This is a genomic window from Bacillus sp. FAU18 (genome assembly GCF_056033885.1).
This window is the reverse complement of the sequence record NZ_JBVYHZ010000003.1, coordinates 765,772-783,733: the sequence shown is the minus strand read 5'-3', so window position 1 is coordinate 783,733 and position 17,962 is coordinate 765,772. Positions and strand designations below refer to the sequence as shown.

At 44.0% G+C, this 17,962-nt stretch carries 18 protein-coding genes; 2 read left to right on the top strand and 16 right to left on the bottom strand.

Going from position 1 to position 17,962, the window contains the following annotated elements:
• The first annotated feature begins 152 nt into the window (after window positions 1-152).
• Window positions 153-422: a hypothetical protein gene (locus tag AC0OMU_RS04405; protein WP_003232345.1), complete on the top strand. Its 270-nt coding sequence runs from the start codon at window positions 153-155 to the stop codon at window positions 420-422.
• A gap of 33 nt (window positions 423-455) precedes the next feature.
• Here the strand turns inward: AC0OMU_RS04405 and sipT are convergent, their stop codons facing one another.
• From sipT to AC0OMU_RS04325, 16 genes are all read right to left on the bottom strand, one after another.
• Window positions 456-1,037, bottom strand: coding sequence for a signal peptidase I sipT (sipT, locus tag AC0OMU_RS04400; protein WP_003232348.1), 582 nt, complete (start codon window positions 1,035-1,037; stop codon window positions 456-458).
• A 144-nt stretch (window positions 1,038-1,181) separates the two neighbouring features.
• Window positions 1,182-3,089 (bottom strand): PTS fructose transporter subunit IIABC, encoded by a 1,908-nt coding sequence (locus AC0OMU_RS04395; RefSeq protein ID WP_181219082.1) that lies wholly within the window; start codon window positions 3,087-3,089, stop codon window positions 1,182-1,184.
• Window positions 3,090-3,103: 14 nt separating this feature from the next.
• A complete protein-coding gene (gene pfkB / locus AC0OMU_RS04390; RefSeq protein ID WP_474240932.1) occupies window positions 3,104-4,015 on the bottom strand; it encodes a 1-phosphofructokinase in 912 nt (303 codons plus the stop codon).
• Window positions 4,012-4,767: a DeoR/GlpR family DNA-binding transcription regulator gene (locus AC0OMU_RS04385; protein WP_014476685.1), complete on the bottom strand. Its 756-nt coding sequence runs from the start codon at window positions 4,765-4,767 to the stop codon at window positions 4,012-4,014. Before AC0OMU_RS04385 ends, pfkB begins: the two co-directional genes overlap by 4 nt.
• Before the next feature lie 278 nt (window positions 4,768-5,045).
• On the bottom strand, window positions 5,046-6,239 hold the full coding sequence (gene skiZ / locus AC0OMU_RS04380) for a sporulation-delaying-protein transporter subunit SkiZ (protein ID WP_077670695.1): 1,194 nt from the start codon (window positions 6,237-6,239) through the stop codon (window positions 5,046-5,048).
• A complete protein-coding gene (gene yknY, locus AC0OMU_RS04375) occupies window positions 6,236-6,928 on the bottom strand; it encodes an ABC transporter ATP-binding protein YknY (RefSeq protein ID WP_100506084.1) in 693 nt (230 codons plus the stop codon). The genes skiZ and yknY overlap by 4 nt, the downstream gene beginning before the upstream one ends.
• Window positions 6,929-8,062, bottom strand: coding sequence for an efflux RND transporter periplasmic adaptor subunit (locus tag AC0OMU_RS04370; RefSeq protein WP_063336149.1), 1,134 nt, complete (start codon window positions 8,060-8,062; stop codon window positions 6,929-6,931).
• Between the two features lie 4 nt (window positions 8,063-8,066).
• Window positions 8,067-8,762, bottom strand: a complete 696-nt coding sequence (gene yknW, locus AC0OMU_RS04365; protein ID WP_474240931.1) for a YknW family membrane protein — start codon at window positions 8,760-8,762, stop codon at window positions 8,067-8,069.
• A 109-nt stretch (window positions 8,763-8,871) separates the two neighbouring features.
• Window positions 8,872-10,686, bottom strand: coding sequence for an ABC transporter ATP-binding protein (locus tag AC0OMU_RS04360; protein ID WP_474240930.1), 1,815 nt, complete (start codon window positions 10,684-10,686; stop codon window positions 8,872-8,874).
• 11 nt (window positions 10,687-10,697) lie between these two features.
• Window positions 10,698-12,455 carry an ABC transporter ATP-binding protein gene (locus AC0OMU_RS04355; RefSeq protein ID WP_181219076.1) on the bottom strand — a complete coding sequence of 586 codons (1,758 nt, stop codon included), beginning with the start codon at window positions 12,453-12,455 and terminating at the stop codon, window positions 10,698-10,700.
• 223 nt (window positions 12,456-12,678) lie between these two features.
• Complete coding sequence (gene moaD / locus AC0OMU_RS04350; RefSeq protein WP_181219074.1) at window positions 12,679-12,912, bottom strand: molybdopterin converting factor subunit 1; 234 nt, start codon at window positions 12,910-12,912, stop codon at window positions 12,679-12,681.
• The gene (locus tag AC0OMU_RS04345; RefSeq protein WP_181219072.1) at window positions 12,905-13,378 is read right to left on the bottom strand and encodes a molybdenum cofactor biosynthesis protein MoaE; all 474 of its coding nucleotides are present in this window, start codon (window positions 13,376-13,378) and stop codon (window positions 12,905-12,907) included. The genes moaD and AC0OMU_RS04345 overlap by 8 nt, the downstream gene beginning before the upstream one ends.
• The gene (gene mobB / locus AC0OMU_RS04340; RefSeq protein WP_003232370.1) at window positions 13,378-13,899 is read right to left on the bottom strand and encodes a molybdopterin-guanine dinucleotide biosynthesis protein B; all 522 of its coding nucleotides are present in this window, start codon (window positions 13,897-13,899) and stop codon (window positions 13,378-13,380) included. Before mobB ends, AC0OMU_RS04345 begins: the two co-directional genes overlap by 1 nt.
• Window positions 13,860-15,152, bottom strand: coding sequence for a molybdopterin molybdotransferase MoeA (locus AC0OMU_RS04335; RefSeq protein ID WP_181219070.1), 1,293 nt, complete (start codon window positions 15,150-15,152; stop codon window positions 13,860-13,862). The genes mobB and AC0OMU_RS04335 overlap by 40 nt, the downstream gene beginning before the upstream one ends.
• A 17-nt stretch (window positions 15,153-15,169) precedes the next feature.
• Window positions 15,170-16,189, bottom strand: coding sequence for a molybdopterin-synthase adenylyltransferase MoeB (locus AC0OMU_RS04330; protein ID WP_181219068.1), 1,020 nt, complete (start codon window positions 16,187-16,189; stop codon window positions 15,170-15,172).
• Window positions 16,190-16,239: 50 nt separating this feature from the next.
• A complete protein-coding gene (locus AC0OMU_RS04325) occupies window positions 16,240-16,839 on the bottom strand; it encodes a molybdenum cofactor guanylyltransferase (protein ID WP_063336155.1) in 600 nt (199 codons plus the stop codon).
• A 136-nt stretch (window positions 16,840-16,975) separates the two neighbouring features.
• Here AC0OMU_RS04325 and cse15 point away from each other — a divergent pair, with 136 nt between their 5' ends.
• A complete protein-coding gene (cse15, locus tag AC0OMU_RS04320) occupies window positions 16,976-17,941 on the top strand; it encodes a spore protein Cse15 (protein WP_100506091.1) in 966 nt (321 codons plus the stop codon).
• Window positions 17,942-17,962 lie beyond the last annotated feature (21 nt).

Here is a 17,962-nt window from a genome sequence, read left to right as displayed (position 1 = left end):
ATAAAAGTATACCATGAATGCAGGGCAAGAGAAATGATTCCATGATAAAACAGAGAGAAAACACTTATACACCCAAACCAGCCAGCTGTGTTACAATTAAAGAGAGAGAATGCATCCGCTCGGAAAATTACACACTCTCATGGAGGAACACGTTGAGGCTTTTAACACTTACTGAATATTGCTTACTGATCTTTTTTACGGGCTTTTACCTTGCCGTAACAGGCTTTACCGCCAAAGATATCGGCTTATATATAGGCATAGCCCTTATTTACATATTTTCGCACATTTTTTCTAAACGGCTTTTAGAAAAGCGCGGAAAAGAGAACAAACAGGTTCACCTTTTCTTCAGTGTGCTAGCTATTATCGGTTCAGTGTTCATCACGGTTTTATGCATTGCATTGGTCGCTTCTTTTTCAAAATAAAAACGCCTGCTGTCCTAGGCCAGCAAGGCGTTTTTATTTTGTTTGACGCATTTCGTTAAACGGGAAAAAGACAAACTTCGATGTGCCGACAATTCGATCTTCCGCGATCAGTCCCAGCCCGTTTCGGCTGTCCATAGAATTCAGCCGGTTATCTCCCATGACAAAGTATTTGCCTTTCGGAACCTTAACCGGTCCAAAGTCTCCTGTCAGACTGACACCAAGTTTTTCTGCTTCCTTCTTGTTTTTAGACAAGTAAGGCTCGGCTACTTTTTTACCGTTTATATAAAGCGTGTCATCCTTCATTTGAACGGTTTCTCCAGGCTTTCCGATCAATCTTTTTACATAATGGATTTTAGAAGTTTCACCGTTGATAATAACGATATCTCCGCGCTTCAGCTCGCCGATATAGTTGACTGTTTTATTCACAAACAGCCTTTCTCCGTCATGTAATGTGGGATACATAGATGAACCTTCAACTAAATACGGTTCAAACAAAAAGTGACGGATCAGGAGAGCCAGCAGAACAGCGATGACAATCGCTTTACCCCATTCCAGGTACGTATTGGTTTTTTTCTTCGCCGTTTTCTCAGTATTCGTATTTTTTTCCTCGGTCAAAGTGTTTCCTCCTAGACAATTGCTATGTCAGTTGTTTCTCTTCTTTTACTTTATCATAAAAAAGAATAAAATACATAACTTAACCGCGCTCCCTGCCGGCCGGATAAGAAAAAGCGTCCTTTCGAACCAAGGACGCTTTTTTTCTTATTTTTCTGTAACAGGTTTTTTGACGATACCGAGGATAATTGCCATCACGACAGCACCGATCACGATACTTAAAAGGTAAAGCATCGGATGGTTTGTAATGAAAGCTACGAATACTCCTCCATGAGGGGCCGGAAGCGTTACTCGGAAGAATTCAGTTAATCCGCCGGCAACAGCTGCACCGACTACAGCAGCTGGTATGACGCGAAGCGGATCAGCCGCAGCAAATGGGATCGCTCCCTCTGTTACGAAAGCAGCTCCCATGAAATAGCATGTAATACCAGCTTCACGGTCACGCTGAGTGAATTTGTTTCTGAAAATGGTTGTTGCAAGTGCGATACCAAGCGGAGGAACCATACCGCCGGCCATGATAGCTGCATGAGGCGCATAGTTGCCTGCATCGATCATGGCGATACCGAACGTAAAGGCTGCTTTATTAAGCGGGCCGCCCATATCGATCGCCATCATGCCGCCCAAGATAATACCCATTAACACAAGGTTTCCAGTACCAAGGCTTTCAAGCCAGTTTGTTAAGAAATTCATAAATGCCGCTACAGGTGTATTGACGACAAATTGCATTAATACGCCAGTGATAAAAATACCGAACAGCGGGTAAATCAAAACAGGTTTTAATCCATCAAGTGACTGAGGGATAAACGTAAATACTTTTTTCAGTAAAATCACAACATAACCGGCAAGGAATCCGGCAATTAAGCCGCCTAAGAATCCAGCATTCGCTTGAGTAGCCATAAATCCTCCGACCATACCAGGCGCAAAACCAGGACGATCTGCAATACTCATCGCAATGAAACCGGCCAGAACTGCAACAATCAGTTTTAATGCATTGTCGCCGCCGATAAAGTTTAATGCTGCTGCAAACGTGTTGTAGCTAGGATCATTCGGATCAGCAGAGTGAATTCCCCAGAAGAATGAAATCGCAACGAGAATACCGCCGCCGACTACGAACGGAAGCATGTTGCTGACACCGCTCATCAGGTGCTTATAAAACGCGTTTCCGATACCGCTTCCAGACTTGCCTCTCGCTTCTTCATCATCGTTTGAAGCTGCTGAACCGCCGCCGCTGCCTTGATAAATCGGCGCATCTTGATTCATCGCTTTTTCGATAAGCTCTTGCGGACGTCTGATACCCGCCGTTACAGGAACTTGAAGTACGCGCTTGCCTTTAAAACGTTCCATTTCAACCTGCTTGTCCGCTGCGACAATGATTGCAGGTGCATCTTCGATTTCTTGGGCAGTGAGCTTGTGCTTAATGCCGCTTGACCCATTTGTTTCGACCTTAATGTCCACACCAAGCTCTTTCGCTTTTTCTTTAAGGGCATCCGCAGCCATGAATGTATGGGCAATACCTGTCGGACATGCAGTAACCGCTAAAATTTTTCCTTTTCCGGCAGGTGCTGGTGCCGCTTCTTCTTCTTCTTCCTCTTCGTCATCATCTTTATCGTGCTGATTAATAATGTCGATGATGGCATCTTCAGACTCAGCTTCAAGGAGCTGCTTGCGGATTTCTTCACGCATTAACAGTGTTGAAAGCCTTGACAATGCTTCAAGGTGAGTGTTGTTTGCGCCTTCAGTCGCCGCAATCATGAACACTAAGTGAGCCGGCTGACCGTCTAATGATTCATAATCGACGCCGTCTTTTGAACGTCCGAACGCGATCGCCGGGTTGATAACGCTTGCCGTTTTCGCATGGGGGATAGCGATTCCTTCACCGATACCCGTGGAGCTTTGGCTTTCGCGATTTAAAATGGCTTCTTTATAGGCTTGTCGGTCATTTAACTTTCCAGCCTTATCAAGAACAGTGACCATTTCGTCAATAACATTTTCTTTTTCTTTGCTCTCAATATTAAGCTTTATCGTATGCTTCGTTAAAAGCTCAGTTATTTTCACTTGTGTTTCCTCCTCTATAGACGTGTGACCTTAACTTCAGGAAGAAGCTGCTGGACAAATTCTTCTGTTCCAAGTTCTTCAGAGAACGCGGTAGCACTGCCTGAAGTAACTCCTAAGCGGAATGCTTCTTCAAGCGGCAGCTGTTTGGAAATTCCGGCAAGGAAACCTGCAACAACGGAATCCCCTGCTCCGACTGAGTTTACCAATTTCCCCTTTGGCACGTTAGCAAAATAAACAGCTTCGTTCGTAAACAGAAGCGCTCCGTCTCCGGCCATTGATACGATTACATGTTCAGCGCCTTGTTCTACAAGCTTTTTCCCATAAGGAACGGCTTCCTCAACAGATGTAATGGTCGTGCCGAACATTTCTCCAAGCTCATGATGATTTGGCTTCATCAAAAATGGTTTCATTTCTGTTGCTTTCAAAAGAGCCTCGCCTGAGATATCCAGAACAACTCGTGCGTTCTGCTGTTTGCAGGCCTCTGCGATTTTTTCATAAGTATCGTGAGGGAGTGAAGATGGAATGCTTCCTGCAAGAACGACGATATCTCCCTCTTGCAAAGATTGGAACTGTTCTAAAAAGGCTTTGAAATCTTCATCCGAAATTGTCGGTCCCTGCCCGTTAATTTCAGTTTCATCACCAGTTTTCAGCTTTACATTGATACGGGTATCCTCTTTTACTTCAGAAAAAGCTGTTTCCAGGTTTTCTTCCCGTAAAAATGTTTTGATATATTCTCCGGTAAATCCGCCGACGAATCCGAGCGCTTTAGACGCCACATGATGTCTTTTCAGCAGTCTCGATACGTTGATGCCTTTGCCCCCTGGATACTTGGTATCATACGAAGAACGGTTCAGGCCTCCTACAGTAAAATCTTCAACGTGAACAATATAATCGACAGATGGATTAAGTGTTACAGTGTAAATCATGGTTTCACTACCTTTACGACAGTTTTTTCTTGGTAATTATCGAATGTAAGCTCTTCAGCGTCAGTCGTAATGATTGTTGCGTCGCCTATTCCGGCGAATGCCGAAAATGAAATTTCTCCGAACTTCGAAGGGTCTGCTAAGACGTAAGCGTGTTTTGCCTGTTTGATCGCTTTCTGTTTTAAAAGGGCCTCATCAGGGTCCGGCGTTGTGAATCCAGCCTCTGTATGGACACCGTTTGTCCCCAGAAAACTCTTGTCAAATCTGTACTGGTCCATAGCAATCAATGAAGCGCCTCCAATAATCGCGCCCGTTCTGTGCTTTACGTATCCTCCAAGCAGATAAAAAGAAATTTCTTTCCTTATTAATGCATCGATATGCATTACCCCGTTTGTGACAACGACAATATCTTTGGTTTTATCCATAAAATCAATCATGTGCAATGTCGTCGTGCCTGCATCAAGGTAAATGCAATCCCCTTCTTCTAAAAGAGAAGCTGCTTTTTCAGCAATCTTCAGTTTATCGTGAAGGTTTTTGGATGATTTTTCAAGCATATCGGGTTCAAGTCTGATATCGGAAAGCTTGGCCGCTCCACCATGAACGCGCTTTAAAAAACCGCGTTCTTCAAGTGTCGATAAATCTCTTCTGATTGTTGATTCAGAAGCATTAGTCAGATTTATAAGCTCTTGAATCTTTACCACATCATGCTTTTCTATTTGATCAATAATCAATTGATGCCGTTCAGGAGTTAGCATGCTTCACCTCCTAATGAAAACGTATTCATTTTGAATACAATTTCATTGTAAACGCTATTTTCGGTTTAGGCAACTAAAATCATTCAAATTCATTCAATAACTATCAAAATCTTTCACGTTTCTCCATATTAACGTATGTCTATAGGGTTTGTAAACTGTAAATTCGACAAAAATAAGGACAATTGTACGACATTTTCTTCTTATTTTAATGAAAAAAGTCTTTTATATTCATAGTAGAAATCACTAAACATAAAAAACCTCATGCATGTTGCATGAGGCTACTCATAACGCAGCGCTTCAATGGGATCAAGCTTTGCGGCTTTATTTGCAGGAAGCATGCCGAAAATAACACCAATGAGCATACTGAACAGCACGCCCCCGCATACAACCTGCCAGGATATGAGTGACGGCCAGCCCGCAATGGCTGAAACAAGCGCGGCCCCTCCGTATCCAATACCAATCCCGATCAGTCCGCCAATCAGCGTCAATACGACTGATTCAATTAAAAACTGAGTCAGAATCTGTCCCCTCGTCGCACCAAGTGATTTTCTGATTCCGATTTCCCGCGTCCTTTCTGTGACTGATACGAGCATAATATTCATGACACCGATTCCGCCGACCAAAAGGGAAATACCTGCAATTGAGCCGATAATCGTCGTCATAATTGCCGTTACCTTGCCAATTCCGGCCGCAATCTCTTCCATGTTCATCACTTGATATGAATCCTCTGTGCCATGATTGTCATTTACCAGCTGTGCCGCTTCTTTTCCTGCCGATTTTATGTCATCTGCTGATTCGACCTGCAATGATACGTTACTGAAATCACTTGTGCCAAAAGAGGATTTCATCATATTAAATGGCACATACATTTCACTTAAATCGAAAGAAAGCAAGCCTGTTTCTTTTTTCAGCACGCCGATAATTTCAACGGGCTGTCCGTTTATCCAGACAACTTCACCTAAAGGGGAGGTTTTATCGAACAGTTCTTCAGCCATCTTTTGAGAGATGATTCCGGCTCTATTCCCCGCGAGAAAGTCATTGTCGGTAAATGTTCTGCCGCTTTCGATTTCTAAAGAATTGACATTCATGTATCCATCATTTATTCCGTTAACCGTAGCATCGGTTTCTTCTTCGTGATAACGCGCTGTCATACTTTCAGAAGTCGAAGCAACGACTTGTTTAATGCCTTCTATTCCTTTTAAACCTTTAATATCGTTTTCTGTAAACGTAGATTCAGCTGCGGCGTTCGGGTTGCTTGCAAGCTCCTCGTCGCTAGGCATATAGTACAGCTCCACAGTATTTCCCGGGCCGCTGATCGACTGCTTCAGCATTTGCTCGCCGCCCTGTCCTACCGCAACGACAACAATGACAGAGCCTACACCAATGATAATGCCGAGCATCGTTAAGATCGAACGCATTTTATGGGCAAGAACAGAGCTTAGAGCCATTCTGATGTTTTCTAACAGGCTCATTCTCCCACACTCCTTTGCCCGGAGCTGGCAGGAATAATGTTTCCGTCACGCACCATGACGATCCGATTCGTGCAATCTGCTACTTCAGGCTCGTGAGTAACCAGAACGATTGTCGTTCCCTCGGCATTTAATGCTGTAAACTGATCCATAATCGCCTCGCTTGTTTTCGTATCCAGCGCGCCGGTCGGTTCATCAGCTAAAATCAATTTCGGCTCATTCACGATCGCCCTCGCAATCGCCACCCGCTGCTTTTGCCCGCCCGACAGCTCGTTGGGCATGTGGAGCATTCGATCGGCTAACCCAACCTTTTCCAATGCTCTCTCAGCCCGCTCTTGACGTTCCTTTTTGCCTATCCCGGAGTAAATCATCGGCAGCTCGACATTTTTTTTTGCGTTCAGCCGCGGAAGAAGCTGAAATTGCTGAAATACAAAACCGATGGACCGGTTACGGACTGCCGCCAGTTCTTTATCTTTATATGAAGAAATGTCTTCGCCGTCCAATTGATATGTACCGGAAGTCGGCCGATCAAGACAGCCGATAATATTCATGATCGTGGATTTTCCTGATCCTGACGGCCCCATAATCGAGACATATTCACCTTGATGAATGTCCAAATCAATAGAATGGAGAACATCAAACGTTTCCTTTCCGATCTGGTAGCTTTTTCGCACATTAGAAAGCTGAATCATTTAAGATTTCACTTCCATTCCGTCAGTCACCTGATCAGATGGATTCAAAATGACTTGATCATCTTGGGAAAGCCCCTCTTTAATTTCTGTCAGGTCATCTGTCACTTCGCCGATTTTGACATCTACTCGCTTTGCTTTTCCGTCTTTTACTGTATACACATAATATTGGTCATCTTCTTTTTTGACTGCCTTTGAAGGAAGCGTATTTACTTTCCGTTTATCTGTTTCAATATTCATAATAAATTTAAAGCCTGGCTTTCCTTCTGGAAGATTTCCTTTTATTTTCACTTGAAGCGGGTATTGGACCGCCTGTTCTGTTCCTTGTGCCGCAGCGCTCTCCTGCTGATCCGGAACAAGCCCGACTGCGGAAACCGTGCCTTTCCATGTTTTACCCTGTATTACATCTGAAGTGAGTGTGACCTTCTGGCCTTTTTTGACTTTCAATGTATCGTATTCAGACAATTTCCCTGAGACGACAAGGTCTTTTGGGTTGCCGATATGTATGACAGGCTCTTGAATATCTGACTTTTTGGATGCTGCTTCTTGGTTGACAGAAATAACGGTGCCTTCAATTTCGCTTTTCACTTCAAGATCTGATACCCGGTTGGCAAGTGACTGTCGCTGAAGCTCGGTTTGTTTTAATTCGATCTCCGCTGTTTTTTTCTGCATTTGAAGCTCTGTCCGTTCAGATTCGATTTGTTTTTCTGCTTCTTTCTTTCCTACCTGTTTTTCCAGTTCTCTTTCTTTGCTGTCTAAGGCTTTTAACTTTTCTTGAATTTGGTCAATTTGAAGCCGATTGGATTCAGACGTTAACTGGTTCTGTTCTTTTTCCAGGCTCAGCTGCTCATTTGTATAGGTGACTAAAGGCGTGCCCTTTTTAACTTTATCGCCTTCCTTTACTTTAATGTCTTCTAATGTCCCTTTATCCGCTTCATAAAAGACATACTGTTCATTTGAAAATTTTAGCGTGCCAGGAACCATAACCGTTGATGAGATTTCATTTTCTTCAACGCTCCCCGTCTGTATCTCCTTGCCGGCGCTGCCGCTTGTCGGAGCGGCAGACCGGTATATATTGATTCCAACAAAAAGAGCGACTATAACTGCGATTCCAATTCCGATCCAGACTTTTTTCATGAGCTTATGCACCCGCCACAGAATTGATTAAACCTGAAAAAAGCGAAAATACAACTAAAATTCCGAATAGAATGATTGCTGAAATCCACCCGGCTTTTTTGGAGATGCCTCCCGTTTTGTGAAGTCCGATTGCTAATAATACAAAACTCCAGATGCTGAAAATTTCAAAGGTATTTAACACACTGGCGAGAGCCCCGTCAGATGGGATAATCCCTGCCAGTGACGTCGTGCTGTAAAGAGGATTCACGTCAGTCGTAAAAGCAACGATTCCATTAACCAATAATCCGAGACTGCTAATTAAAGAGACAAACAGACCGAGAGAAAGCATTTTTTTATATGTCGTAACTCCGCCTGATATTTTTACACAGAGCCAATAAATAAGAGGGGCAATAAATAATGCTGCGATACCGCCGATAATAGCGCCTGCCATTCCGCCAAATTTGGTTATTGTTGCGACAGTTTCCATTTGTTCAGCAGATAGCCCTTGCGTATCCTGGCTTTTCAAAAGCTCACTATAATCCGTACCGAGTGATTGCAGCACGGCACCGACGATGATAATTGCTGCAACAATCAAAAGCGGTCCCCATACAGCCGGCCTTTCTCTTATTCTTTCAAATTGAACGGACGGACTTGTGATTACTCCGAAAAATGAAGGCTTTTCAGTCGCCGTTCCGCTGTTTTTTTCTACATTCGTTTCCATTTCAAAACCTCCTTGAGAATATCTAACAAATAGTACGGGAAGGATATCAAAAAGTTTCATGTTTTTCTAATAAATTTCCAAAAACCTTCAATATTGAAGGCTTTTCATATTATTCTATCGCTGTGCTGTATTGCGCTTTCACAAGCCCGGCATAAATGCCTCCTTTAGCGATCAGCTGATCATGGTTCCCTTCTTCTATTTTCCTGCCGTGATCAAGAACAATGATGCGGTCGGCGTCGCGGATCGTAGACAATCTGTGAGCGATCATCACTGCTGTACGCCCTTTCAGAAGCGTTTTTAACGCTTGCTGAATTTTTACTTCTGTCTCTGTATCAATGCTTGCCGTTGCTTCGTCAAGGATGATAATAGCCGGATCGGCGAGCAATGCTCTTGCAAAGGAAATAAGCTGACGCTGACCGGCAGACAGTACGCTGCCTCTTTCCTCCACCTCTGTTGCGTATCCTTCTGCTAAATCAGAAATAAACTCATCCGCTCCGACCGCTTGGGACGCTTTCATCACCTCTTCATCCGAAGCATTTGGCCTTCCAAAACGAATATTTTCCATGATGGTCCCAGAGAAAATAAATGTATCTTGCAGGACAATGCTGATTTGAGAGCGCAGACTGGCAAGGGAAAGATCCTTAATCGGTATACCGTCTATTTTAATGGTGCCTCCGGTCGCATCATAAAAACGGCTGATTAAATTCGCAATCGTCGTCTTCCCGCTCCCTGTATGCCCGACAAGGGCAAGCGTCGAGCCCGCCGGAATAGAGAAAGAAACGGCGTGAAGGGCTTTTCGTTTTTCATCATACGAAAATTCAACCTCTTCAAAATTGATCTCCCCCTTTATCTTTTCATTATGAATGGCATTCGGCTTCTCCTTGACATTTGGCTGTTCGTCCAGAAACTCAAAAATCCGTTCTGATGATGCCATCCCCATTAACAGCTGATTATAGACCTGACCCAGTCTCGAAATAGGTTCCCAAAACATCCCCAGATAGAAAGCAAAAGAAACGAAGACGCCAATCGTAATGGTTTCATTCATGATGAGTGTGGCTCCATACCAAATCAAGACAGCCGTCCCAATCGCATTCGTCATTTCTACCAGCGGACGGAACATGGCATTTTTTCTAGTTGCTTCCCGCCATGATTCGTAGTTCTCCTGATTGACACCGTCAAAATACGCCATGTTTTCTTCTTCCTGCGTAAATGCCTGTGTGACCCGGATGCCCTGAATGCTTTCATTTAGATGAGAGTTGAGCTTCGATTGCTTCAGCCGTACCGTTTGCCAGGATCGGCGTATTTTTTTTCTGAGACTTGTTGAAATAAAAAACATAATCGGCAATGTCACCATGATGGCTATAGTCAGCTCAGGACTCAGCGTAAACAAAATGATAATCACGCCGGCCAGAAGCAACAAGTCGGTCAACAAATTGATGACTCCGCTTGTAAAGAGCTCCTGAAGAGAGTTAATATCATTCATGATCCTGACTAAGATCGAACCCGCCGACCGCTGATCAAAAAATCGATGGGATAAGCGCTGCACATGGGTAAATAAATGCTGTCGCAAATCGTAAATGACATGCTGGCCAAGCTGATTCATCCACCTGATTCTTAACACATTGGCGGCGTAATTGAGGACATATAAACCGCTAATAATAAAAATGAGCTGAATCAGCAGCTCCGAGTTTCTCCCTGTAATCGCTTGATCAAGAACATAAACGCCGATCAGAATGGGGATCACAAGCTTCACAGCAGTGCCAATCAATACGGTGAGAAAAGAAAGCGGCAAAATTGTTTTTCGATATGGTTTGACATAGCTCAGCAGCCGCCACATTTGAGCCCAGTTAAACGGCTTTTCAATGATTTCATCTGAAGAGTAATAGAAACGCTCTAAAATCCCCTGTTTTTTCGCTTGTTTCATTTGGCCCCTCCCTATCCGACCTCATGCGGCTCATTAATCATTTTGACATCACGGTATTGCAAATCGTAAATCTTTTTATAGTAGCCGCCTTTTTCAAGAAGCTCATGATGTGTTCCCCTTTCACGAATGCGTCCTTTATTAAAAACGAGAATTTCATCGGCGTGTTTCAGTGAAGAAATGCGGTGTGCGACGATAAAGGTTGTGCGGTTTTTCATTACTTCTTTTAAGGCAAGCTGTATGTTGTGCTCCGTTTGCATATCTACTGCACTTGTGGCATCATCCAATATTAAAATGCTCGGGTTCAAGCAGATGGCCCTCGCAATGGCAATACGCTGTTTCTGTCCGCCGGAAAGTCCCATTCCCCTCTCTCCCAGCATGGTGTCATACCCATCAGGAAGCTCCATAATAAAGTTATGAGCCTGCGCCCTTTTTGCCGCTTCGATGACGTCTTCCATTGAGGCATCCGGCCGCCCATACGAAATATTTGATCTGATCGTAGATGAAAACAGGAAGGATTCTTGAAGTACGACCCCGATATTGGAACGAAGGGTTTTTAACGAATAATCTGTGATGGGTTTGTGATCAATGGTAATCATTCCGCTAACAGGACTGTAAAATCTGGTGAGAAGCTGTGTCACTGAGCTTTTGCCTGAACCTGTCGGGCCCAACAGTCCGATTACCTTCCCGCTGTTTGCCTCAAAGCTTACATTGCACAGCGCGTTTGTTTGTTCTTTCCCGTATGCAAGAGAAACATTTTTGAAATGGACATCTCCGGTTAATTTTTGTTTATGCAAAGCATGAGGATGATCTGTAATGTCTTCTTCTTTTTCCAGAATGTCGAGCAGGCGTTCCCCTGACGCTTTTGCTTGAGAGAACATATTGATGACAAAACCTAAGTTCATAATCGGCCACATCATATAATTGACAAGGCTGAAGAAAGCAACAAGCTCGCCGGGATTGAGCTGATTTTGCATAACCAAGTAACCGCCGTATGAGAGGAGAGCTACAATACAAATGTTACCAATGAACTCCATTAAAGGGAAATACGCAGACCAGATGGATGATGTTTGTAAATACTGCGCCCTGTATTCTGCATTGGCTTTATTGAAAGTGCTGATCTGAAAATCTTCCCTGGAAAGAGATTTAACCGTATTAATGCCGCTGATATTTTCCTGGACTTTTGTATTGAGTTTCGCAAACGATTTGCGGATGCCTCTGAAGGCGGGATGGACTCTTTTGTCAAACCGGTATACCGCAACCGCGAGAAATGGCAGAACAGCTATTGTCACAAGCGTGAGAGGAACAGAATAGTAAAACATAACCGACAGGCTGATGGCTACCAGCAGGCCGAATCGAATGAGCTCAGCGAGACCGTATGATAAGAAAAAACGAAGCCCTTCAACATCAGCAGTCAGCCTGGACATCAAATCTCCTGTTTTCGCGTTATCATAGTAAGAAAAAGAAAGCCGCTGCAGTTTTTCATACAGACCATTTCTCAGCCTATAAACGGATTTGATCCCGAACATATCACCTAAATACTGATGAAAAAAGGTAGCCGTTCCTTTCAAAACCATTACCGCAATAAATCCTAAGCTGACCCACGCCGCAAGCTGATACTGCCGTCCCAACACGATCTCATCAATCGTAATTTGCAGGATAATCGGATAAACGACAGTAATTGCAGTCATCAAAAGCATGGCTAGAAGCGACCACATAAACACTTTTCTGTACGTCCAATAATACATTTTTAATCTTTTAAATGTCTCCATATCCAGCACCTTTCCAACATTTATCATCTTTACTATATCGATACCCGAAATAAATTTCTATTATTTTTCAAAATTTCAGTCTAATTATGGAATGAGTCTCTTACTTTATAGGGAGTAACATATGTAGAATAAACGCTTACAGAAAATCATTGTATGCTGGGGATACTTGGGGATATGCCAATGAAATACAGAAAAACCGGACGGCTGAAATGCCGTCCGGTTTTCATCCCCCGCTGACCGGCGGTATGATGGCTACCGTGTCACCTGAAGATAAAGAGGTATTTTCTTTTACATAGCTTTCGTTGACGGCAATCATAGCCGTATCAATAGATTCAAGACCGTATTGTTCTTTTAGACTCGCTTTTATTTCATCTGTGGTTGCTTGTTCCATATCTATTTCTATTGCTTGTGTACCGGCCTGTTCAGCCAGTCCTGCAAATAAAAGAATTTTAATCATGCTGCTCTCCCTCGCTTAGGTCTGGTTTTCCGTTCGGATAAGCTGTTGTTTCTAGCTGGTCGCCGATCCATTGCTCACCGTCTTCCCAAATTTCTTTTTTCCAAATCGGCACAATCTGTTTAATTCGTTCAATCGCATACTCATTGGCTTCATATGCGGCATTTCGATGTGGAGAAGATACAGCAATCACTACCGCTGCTTCACCGATATCGAGCACACCTATACGGTGCGTGATCGCAGCTGAGGCACCTTCCCATTTTTCTTCGATTTCAGCGCCGATTTGAGCAAGCATTTGCACGGCCATCGGTTCATATGCCTCATATTCAAGCCGAACCGTTCTTTTTCCGTTTGTCCATTCCCGAACCGTACCAATAAATGTTGTAATGGCTCCTGCTTCCCGTTTCTCCACTTTTTTGATGATGTTTTCAGTATTAATGGGTGTTTTCGTAATCTCAAACCGTTCCATTATGCAGATTCCCCCTTCAGCTGTGAAAGCACAAAATCCACGGCAACCGGATCATCCGCATGAAAAACGGGTAATCCCTGATGCTCTGTCATATGCTCTTTTTTTCTATAGATGATGGCGATTATATTTACTGCTTGCAGCGCTTCCAGATCTTCCTTTTCACTTAGGATAACCACTTTAGGATAAGGGGCTTTTTTAAAGCCTTCAATCAGAAGACAGTCTGTTTCGAGAAATTGGTATAACTCGATCAGCCGTGCCAAATCCCAATTGCGGCGGGCAGTCAGCTGTAACACACCAGCACCTTCTACCGCTGTTACATCAGCACCTGCCGCCTTGTAACGGTCCGTGTCTTTTCCTTCCGTGAGCGTTTGCGGTTCACCGCCGTGACCATGATGCTTCAGGCAGCCCAAATGGACTCCCTGTTCAGAGGCTTTTTCAAGAATGCGCTCAATAAACGTTGTTTTCCCGCTGTTTTGAAATCCTACAACTTGGACGATCGGGAAAGGACGGACCAAGGCCATTCACTTCCATTCTCTTCTCTGATGAGCAGCACTTGAACCGTTCTGCCAGATTCGTAGCCTCGCGTGCCGCCCGGCAGGATAATAAATGCATTGGCATCTGCAAGTGATGTGACAGAGCTCGACTTATCTAAGCCAACGGGTGTCGCCAACAGCTTCCCTTCCTGATGGTGCACGAACGCACGAACAAATCGGGTAAATGGGTTCGGCTTCGGAAAATCCTTGATCAAAACAGCTTCCGCACAAATTGAATGCGGTGTTTCATTGAGCAGCCATGTCTGGATTATCGGTTTGACAAACAGTTCAAAACCGACATAGCATGCCGACGGATTACCTGAAAGGCCAAACAGCAGCATATCGTTTGCATGCGCCACCGTTGTCACGCTGCCCGGGCGCATGGCAACTTTATTAAACAGCACGTCCGCTCCGAGTTTTTCATAGATCGCAGGCAAAAAGTCAAAGTCACCGACTGACACACCGCCAGTTGTGATCAGGAAATCCACCTTTTTCATCGCTTCTTTAACTGCAGCAAAGCTTTTATCCAGTTCATCAGAGATTTTCCCTAAATAAAGCGGTGTTGCGCCTGCTTCTATCGCTTGCGCATATACCATACTCGCATTGCTGTTGCGGATTTTTCCCGGTTCCAGCGGATCACTGACATTCAGCAATTCGGTACCGGTTGCGATAATCCCGACTACAGGCTTTCTCACGACAGGCACAGATGCGTATCCGAATGTTGCCAAAAGAGCCGTCACTCCTGGTGTCACCCGGGTGCCCTTTCTCAGTAAAACACTCCCTTTTTGAGCGTCCTCACCTGTCTTTGAAATATTTTCCCCCGTCTGAAAGCGGCGTTTTAAAGACATAAATGACTTCCCATTCTCCTCAAAGGTTTGAGTCAGTTCAATCATGACGACTGCATCTGCCCCTTCAGGGATTTGCGCGCCAGTCATAATCCGCACGGCCTGAAACGGGCCAAGTTCTTTTTCAGATACTGCTCCCGCTCCAATATGGTCAATAACTTCAAACCGAACTGGGTTTTCACGTGAAGCTTCTGCCGTATCGCACGCTCTGACAGCGAAACCATCGTATGGCGAACGGTCAAACGCAGGTACGTGGTGATCCGCAGTTATATCTTCGGCTAAAAACCGATGAAGGCTGTCTTCAAGCGCCACCCATTCTGTTTCACCTTGTTTTTGAAAATGGCAGACACGCCGAACTGCCTCCTCTACCGGTATCGGTGTTCTTTTCTCCAGCATTCTGACCCCTCCTGTTGTTACAGTCCAATCACTCTTGCCAACACGGAGTTGGCTTCTTTCACATCATTTGTTCCATGCACCAGTGCCCGTCCGTCATTGAAAATGACAATTCTGAAATCCTCGTAAAAAATATGCAGCAAAAACGCATTAGCCTCGACCTTGCCGATTGTTTTCAGCCGCTTAATGAGCTCCTGTTTCGGGATTCTTTTTAATGATTCTGACCTTACCTGCACTGTATCACGGCCGCATAATACAGCAGCTTTTGGTGTGTTCCAATCCTGAAGATAAGGATATATCGCATTAGCTCCGCAAGATGGGCATTCCTCACGGCGTACATGATTAACGTTAATCTTCATATGCGAATTGTTCCAGACATCAAATGTCACAAAACCCCGCTGTATTGCTTCTATTTGGCCGGTTAACAGCTTTAATGCCTCAGCCTGCTGATATGCTGAAACGATATGCACAGCAGGCGGAATAATGCCGGCAGTATCACACGTCGCCCCGCCGACAGGAATTTGCTCAAACAAACAAGACAGACAAGGGGTTTCTCCGGGAATGACCGTCATGAACATTCCCTGGCTGCTTACACAGGCGCCATAGACCCAAGGTGTCTTTGTTTTCTGGGCAAGATCGTTTATCAGCATGCGGGTTTCAAAATTATCTGTCGCGTCGATCACGACATCTGCTTTTTCAATCAGCGGCTCAAGCGTTTCGGCTGTTCCTTCGGTAACATACGCATCAATATGTATTTCGCTGTTAATCGCTGATAGATGCTCTTTGGCAGCCATGGCTTTTGGCATGCGGAGTTTGGCATCGCTTTCTGTATAAAGCTGCTGTCTTTGAAGATTGGTCCACTCCACATAGTCACGGTCAATAATGGTAATAGTACCGACTCCCGCTCTCGAAAGCCCTTCAGCTCCTGCAGTGCCGAGCGCTCCCGCTCCGACAATCAGCACATGGCTGTCTGCCAGTCTTTTCTGACCCTCTTCCCCAATTTGCTTAAATCTGATTTGCCGTGAATAACGTTCCTCCATCAAACCTGTTCTCCTTATCTTTTATGTCATCTTATCATGTTATTGCCCCGTCAGTCCCGCTTGAGGGAGTTCGATTTTTCTTCCAAACAGCTAAAATCATCACGTGTATTAATGTTGATAAACTCTGCCGGGTTTGCTCCGATATTTTCAGCCTGTACGTAACAAACCGAAATTCTGCCTAATAAATCTGATATTCTCAACCTCTTCTCAGAAAGCTGATCGTATAGAACTGGCATGATACGTTTGTGGTAAATCGCAATCAATGGCTGCACTTGTCCGTCTGAAATTGGGACTACCGCGTCCGCACCGGCAGTCATCAGACGTTTGAGCTCCAGCATCGTCCTTCTTTGTATCAGCGGTGTGTCACAGGAAAGAACAGTATAAAGATCACCGTCTGTCTTTTTAAAAGCGGTATATATACCAGCCAATGGCCCCATGCCTTGAAATGGCTCAGCATCTTGATACACTTCATTTTCACCGTTTTCTTGAAATCTATCAATAAATTCGGGACGGCTGATGATAACCGTATGTTCTCCAAGTGCCTCTTTAGCGCATTCATAAAGCATCCTGCCCTTCCATTTGACAAACGCCTTCGGTTCTCCAAATCGCCGCGAGGCTCCCCCTGCCAGCAGTACGTTTACATGCTTCAAATCATCTCACCTCTAGTTTCGTTAAAAGCATAGCAAAAGCAAAGGCTCCACGCTACTGCTTGTCTGTTTATTAAAGAGGAATAGCTGTTCAGTATTTGCATATTGTAGTGTTAACATCATGAGGGAGATGGTTCGAATGAAAAGATCAGGTCCTTTTTTCCACGACGTGTCTCAGGAGAACCTTTATTTAAAATCCGAGCTTTCAAGGTGCCATAAGCTGATTTCTGAACTTGAAGCAAGCTACTTTCATCAGAAAAATAACAAACTGCTCAAAGAAAATAACGATATGAAAGAAAAACTCCAGCAGCTGTCTGCCGAATTAACACATATGTCAACAAAAGAAAAACATGCCTCCCACACCAGCCAAACCCTGCACCAAATAAGAGCTGAATTGCTTGATAAAATCGTTGTTTTGCAGGAGCTTCTATCTGCTGAAACCTATAAACGCAGAGCCGAAATCGAAGAAAAACATAAACTTCATATTGCTAAAGTCAAAATCGAAGAAGAAAATAAAAATCTTCATAAACGGATCAGCGAACTTCAAGCCTCAATTGAGCAGGAACAAAATGCACTGCTTCAGGCAAAACAGCAAGCCGAATTGATAAAAGCCGAAAATGGGCGTCTTAAAGAGCAAATGGTAGAAAAAGAATATCAGCTAAAACATATTAAAATAGAAGTTGATCATATGAAAGATCGAATCATAGAAACGAAAGAAAGACTGCTAGACATAGAAAAAACGAAAGAAAAATTATTTCACGAAACTATTATATCGTATAAACGGCAGCTTGATGAAAGCGATGCCTGGATTGCTTCTCATTTTGCTGATATTGATGGCGGCACGACACAAAAAGAAAAAACGGAAGAAGAAGCTCCAGCGGTCTACGCGCAGCCAAATCATGTAGAGACCATCCTTGAAGATGTCACCAAACAGATACATGTGCTTCAAAAACAGCTTGCCCGCGCCCAATCATCAGACCAGGCCAAGAGCCATACAATTGAAGAGCTGAAAAACAGAGCCGCTGAAGAAAAACCTTATCAAAAGTGGGTGTATAAGCTTAATCTTGAAAAAGAAAACAAACCTTCACAGAAAAAACCTCAATAAAAAAACTGCTTGAGCGATGCC

Bases quoted from the DNA above. Each gene is read 5' to 3' on its own strand.
- pfkB (WP_474240932.1), bottom strand. From the start codon at position 4,015: ATGATTTACACTGTAACACTTAATCCATCTGTCGATTATATTGTTCAC.
- AC0OMU_RS04385 (WP_014476685.1), bottom strand. From the start codon at position 4,767: ATGCTAACTCCTGAACGGCATCAATTGATTATTGATCAAATAGAAAAG.
- skiZ (WP_077670695.1), bottom strand. From the start codon at position 6,239: ATGAGCCTGTTAGAAAACATCAGAATGGCTCTAAGCTCTGTTCTTGCC.
- yknY (WP_100506084.1), bottom strand. From the start codon at position 6,928: ATGATTCAGCTTTCTAATGTGCGAAAAAGCTACCAGATCGGAAAGGAA.
- AC0OMU_RS04370 (WP_063336149.1), bottom strand. From the start codon at position 8,062: ATGAAAAAAGTCTGGATCGGAATTGGAATCGCAGTTATAGTCGCTCTT.
- yknW (WP_474240931.1), bottom strand. From the start codon at position 8,762: ATGGAAACGAATGTAGAAAAAAACAGCGGAACGGCGACTGAAAAGCCT.
- AC0OMU_RS04360 (WP_474240930.1), bottom strand. From the start codon at position 10,686: ATGAAACAAGCGAAAAAACAGGGGATTTTAGAGCGTTTCTATTACTCT.
- AC0OMU_RS04355 (WP_181219076.1), bottom strand. From the start codon at position 12,455: ATGGAGACATTTAAAAGATTAAAAATGTATTATTGGACGTACAGAAAA.
- moaD (WP_181219074.1), bottom strand. From the start codon at position 12,912: ATGATTAAAATTCTTTTATTTGCAGGACTGGCTGAACAGGCCGGTACA.
- AC0OMU_RS04345 (WP_181219072.1), bottom strand. From the start codon at position 13,378: ATGGAACGGTTTGAGATTACGAAAACACCCATTAATACTGAAAACATC.
- mobB (WP_003232370.1), bottom strand. From the start codon at position 13,899: ATGGCCTTGGTCCGTCCTTTCCCGATCGTCCAAGTTGTAGGATTTCAA.
- AC0OMU_RS04335 (WP_181219070.1), bottom strand. From the start codon at position 15,152: ATGCTGGAGAAAAGAACACCGATACCGGTAGAGGAGGCAGTTCGGCGT.
- AC0OMU_RS04330 (WP_181219068.1), bottom strand. From the start codon at position 16,189: ATGGAGGAACGTTATTCACGGCAAATCAGATTTAAGCAAATTGGGGAA.
- cse15 (WP_100506091.1), top strand. From the start codon at position 16,976: ATGAAAAGATCAGGTCCTTTTTTCCACGACGTGTCTCAGGAGAACCTT.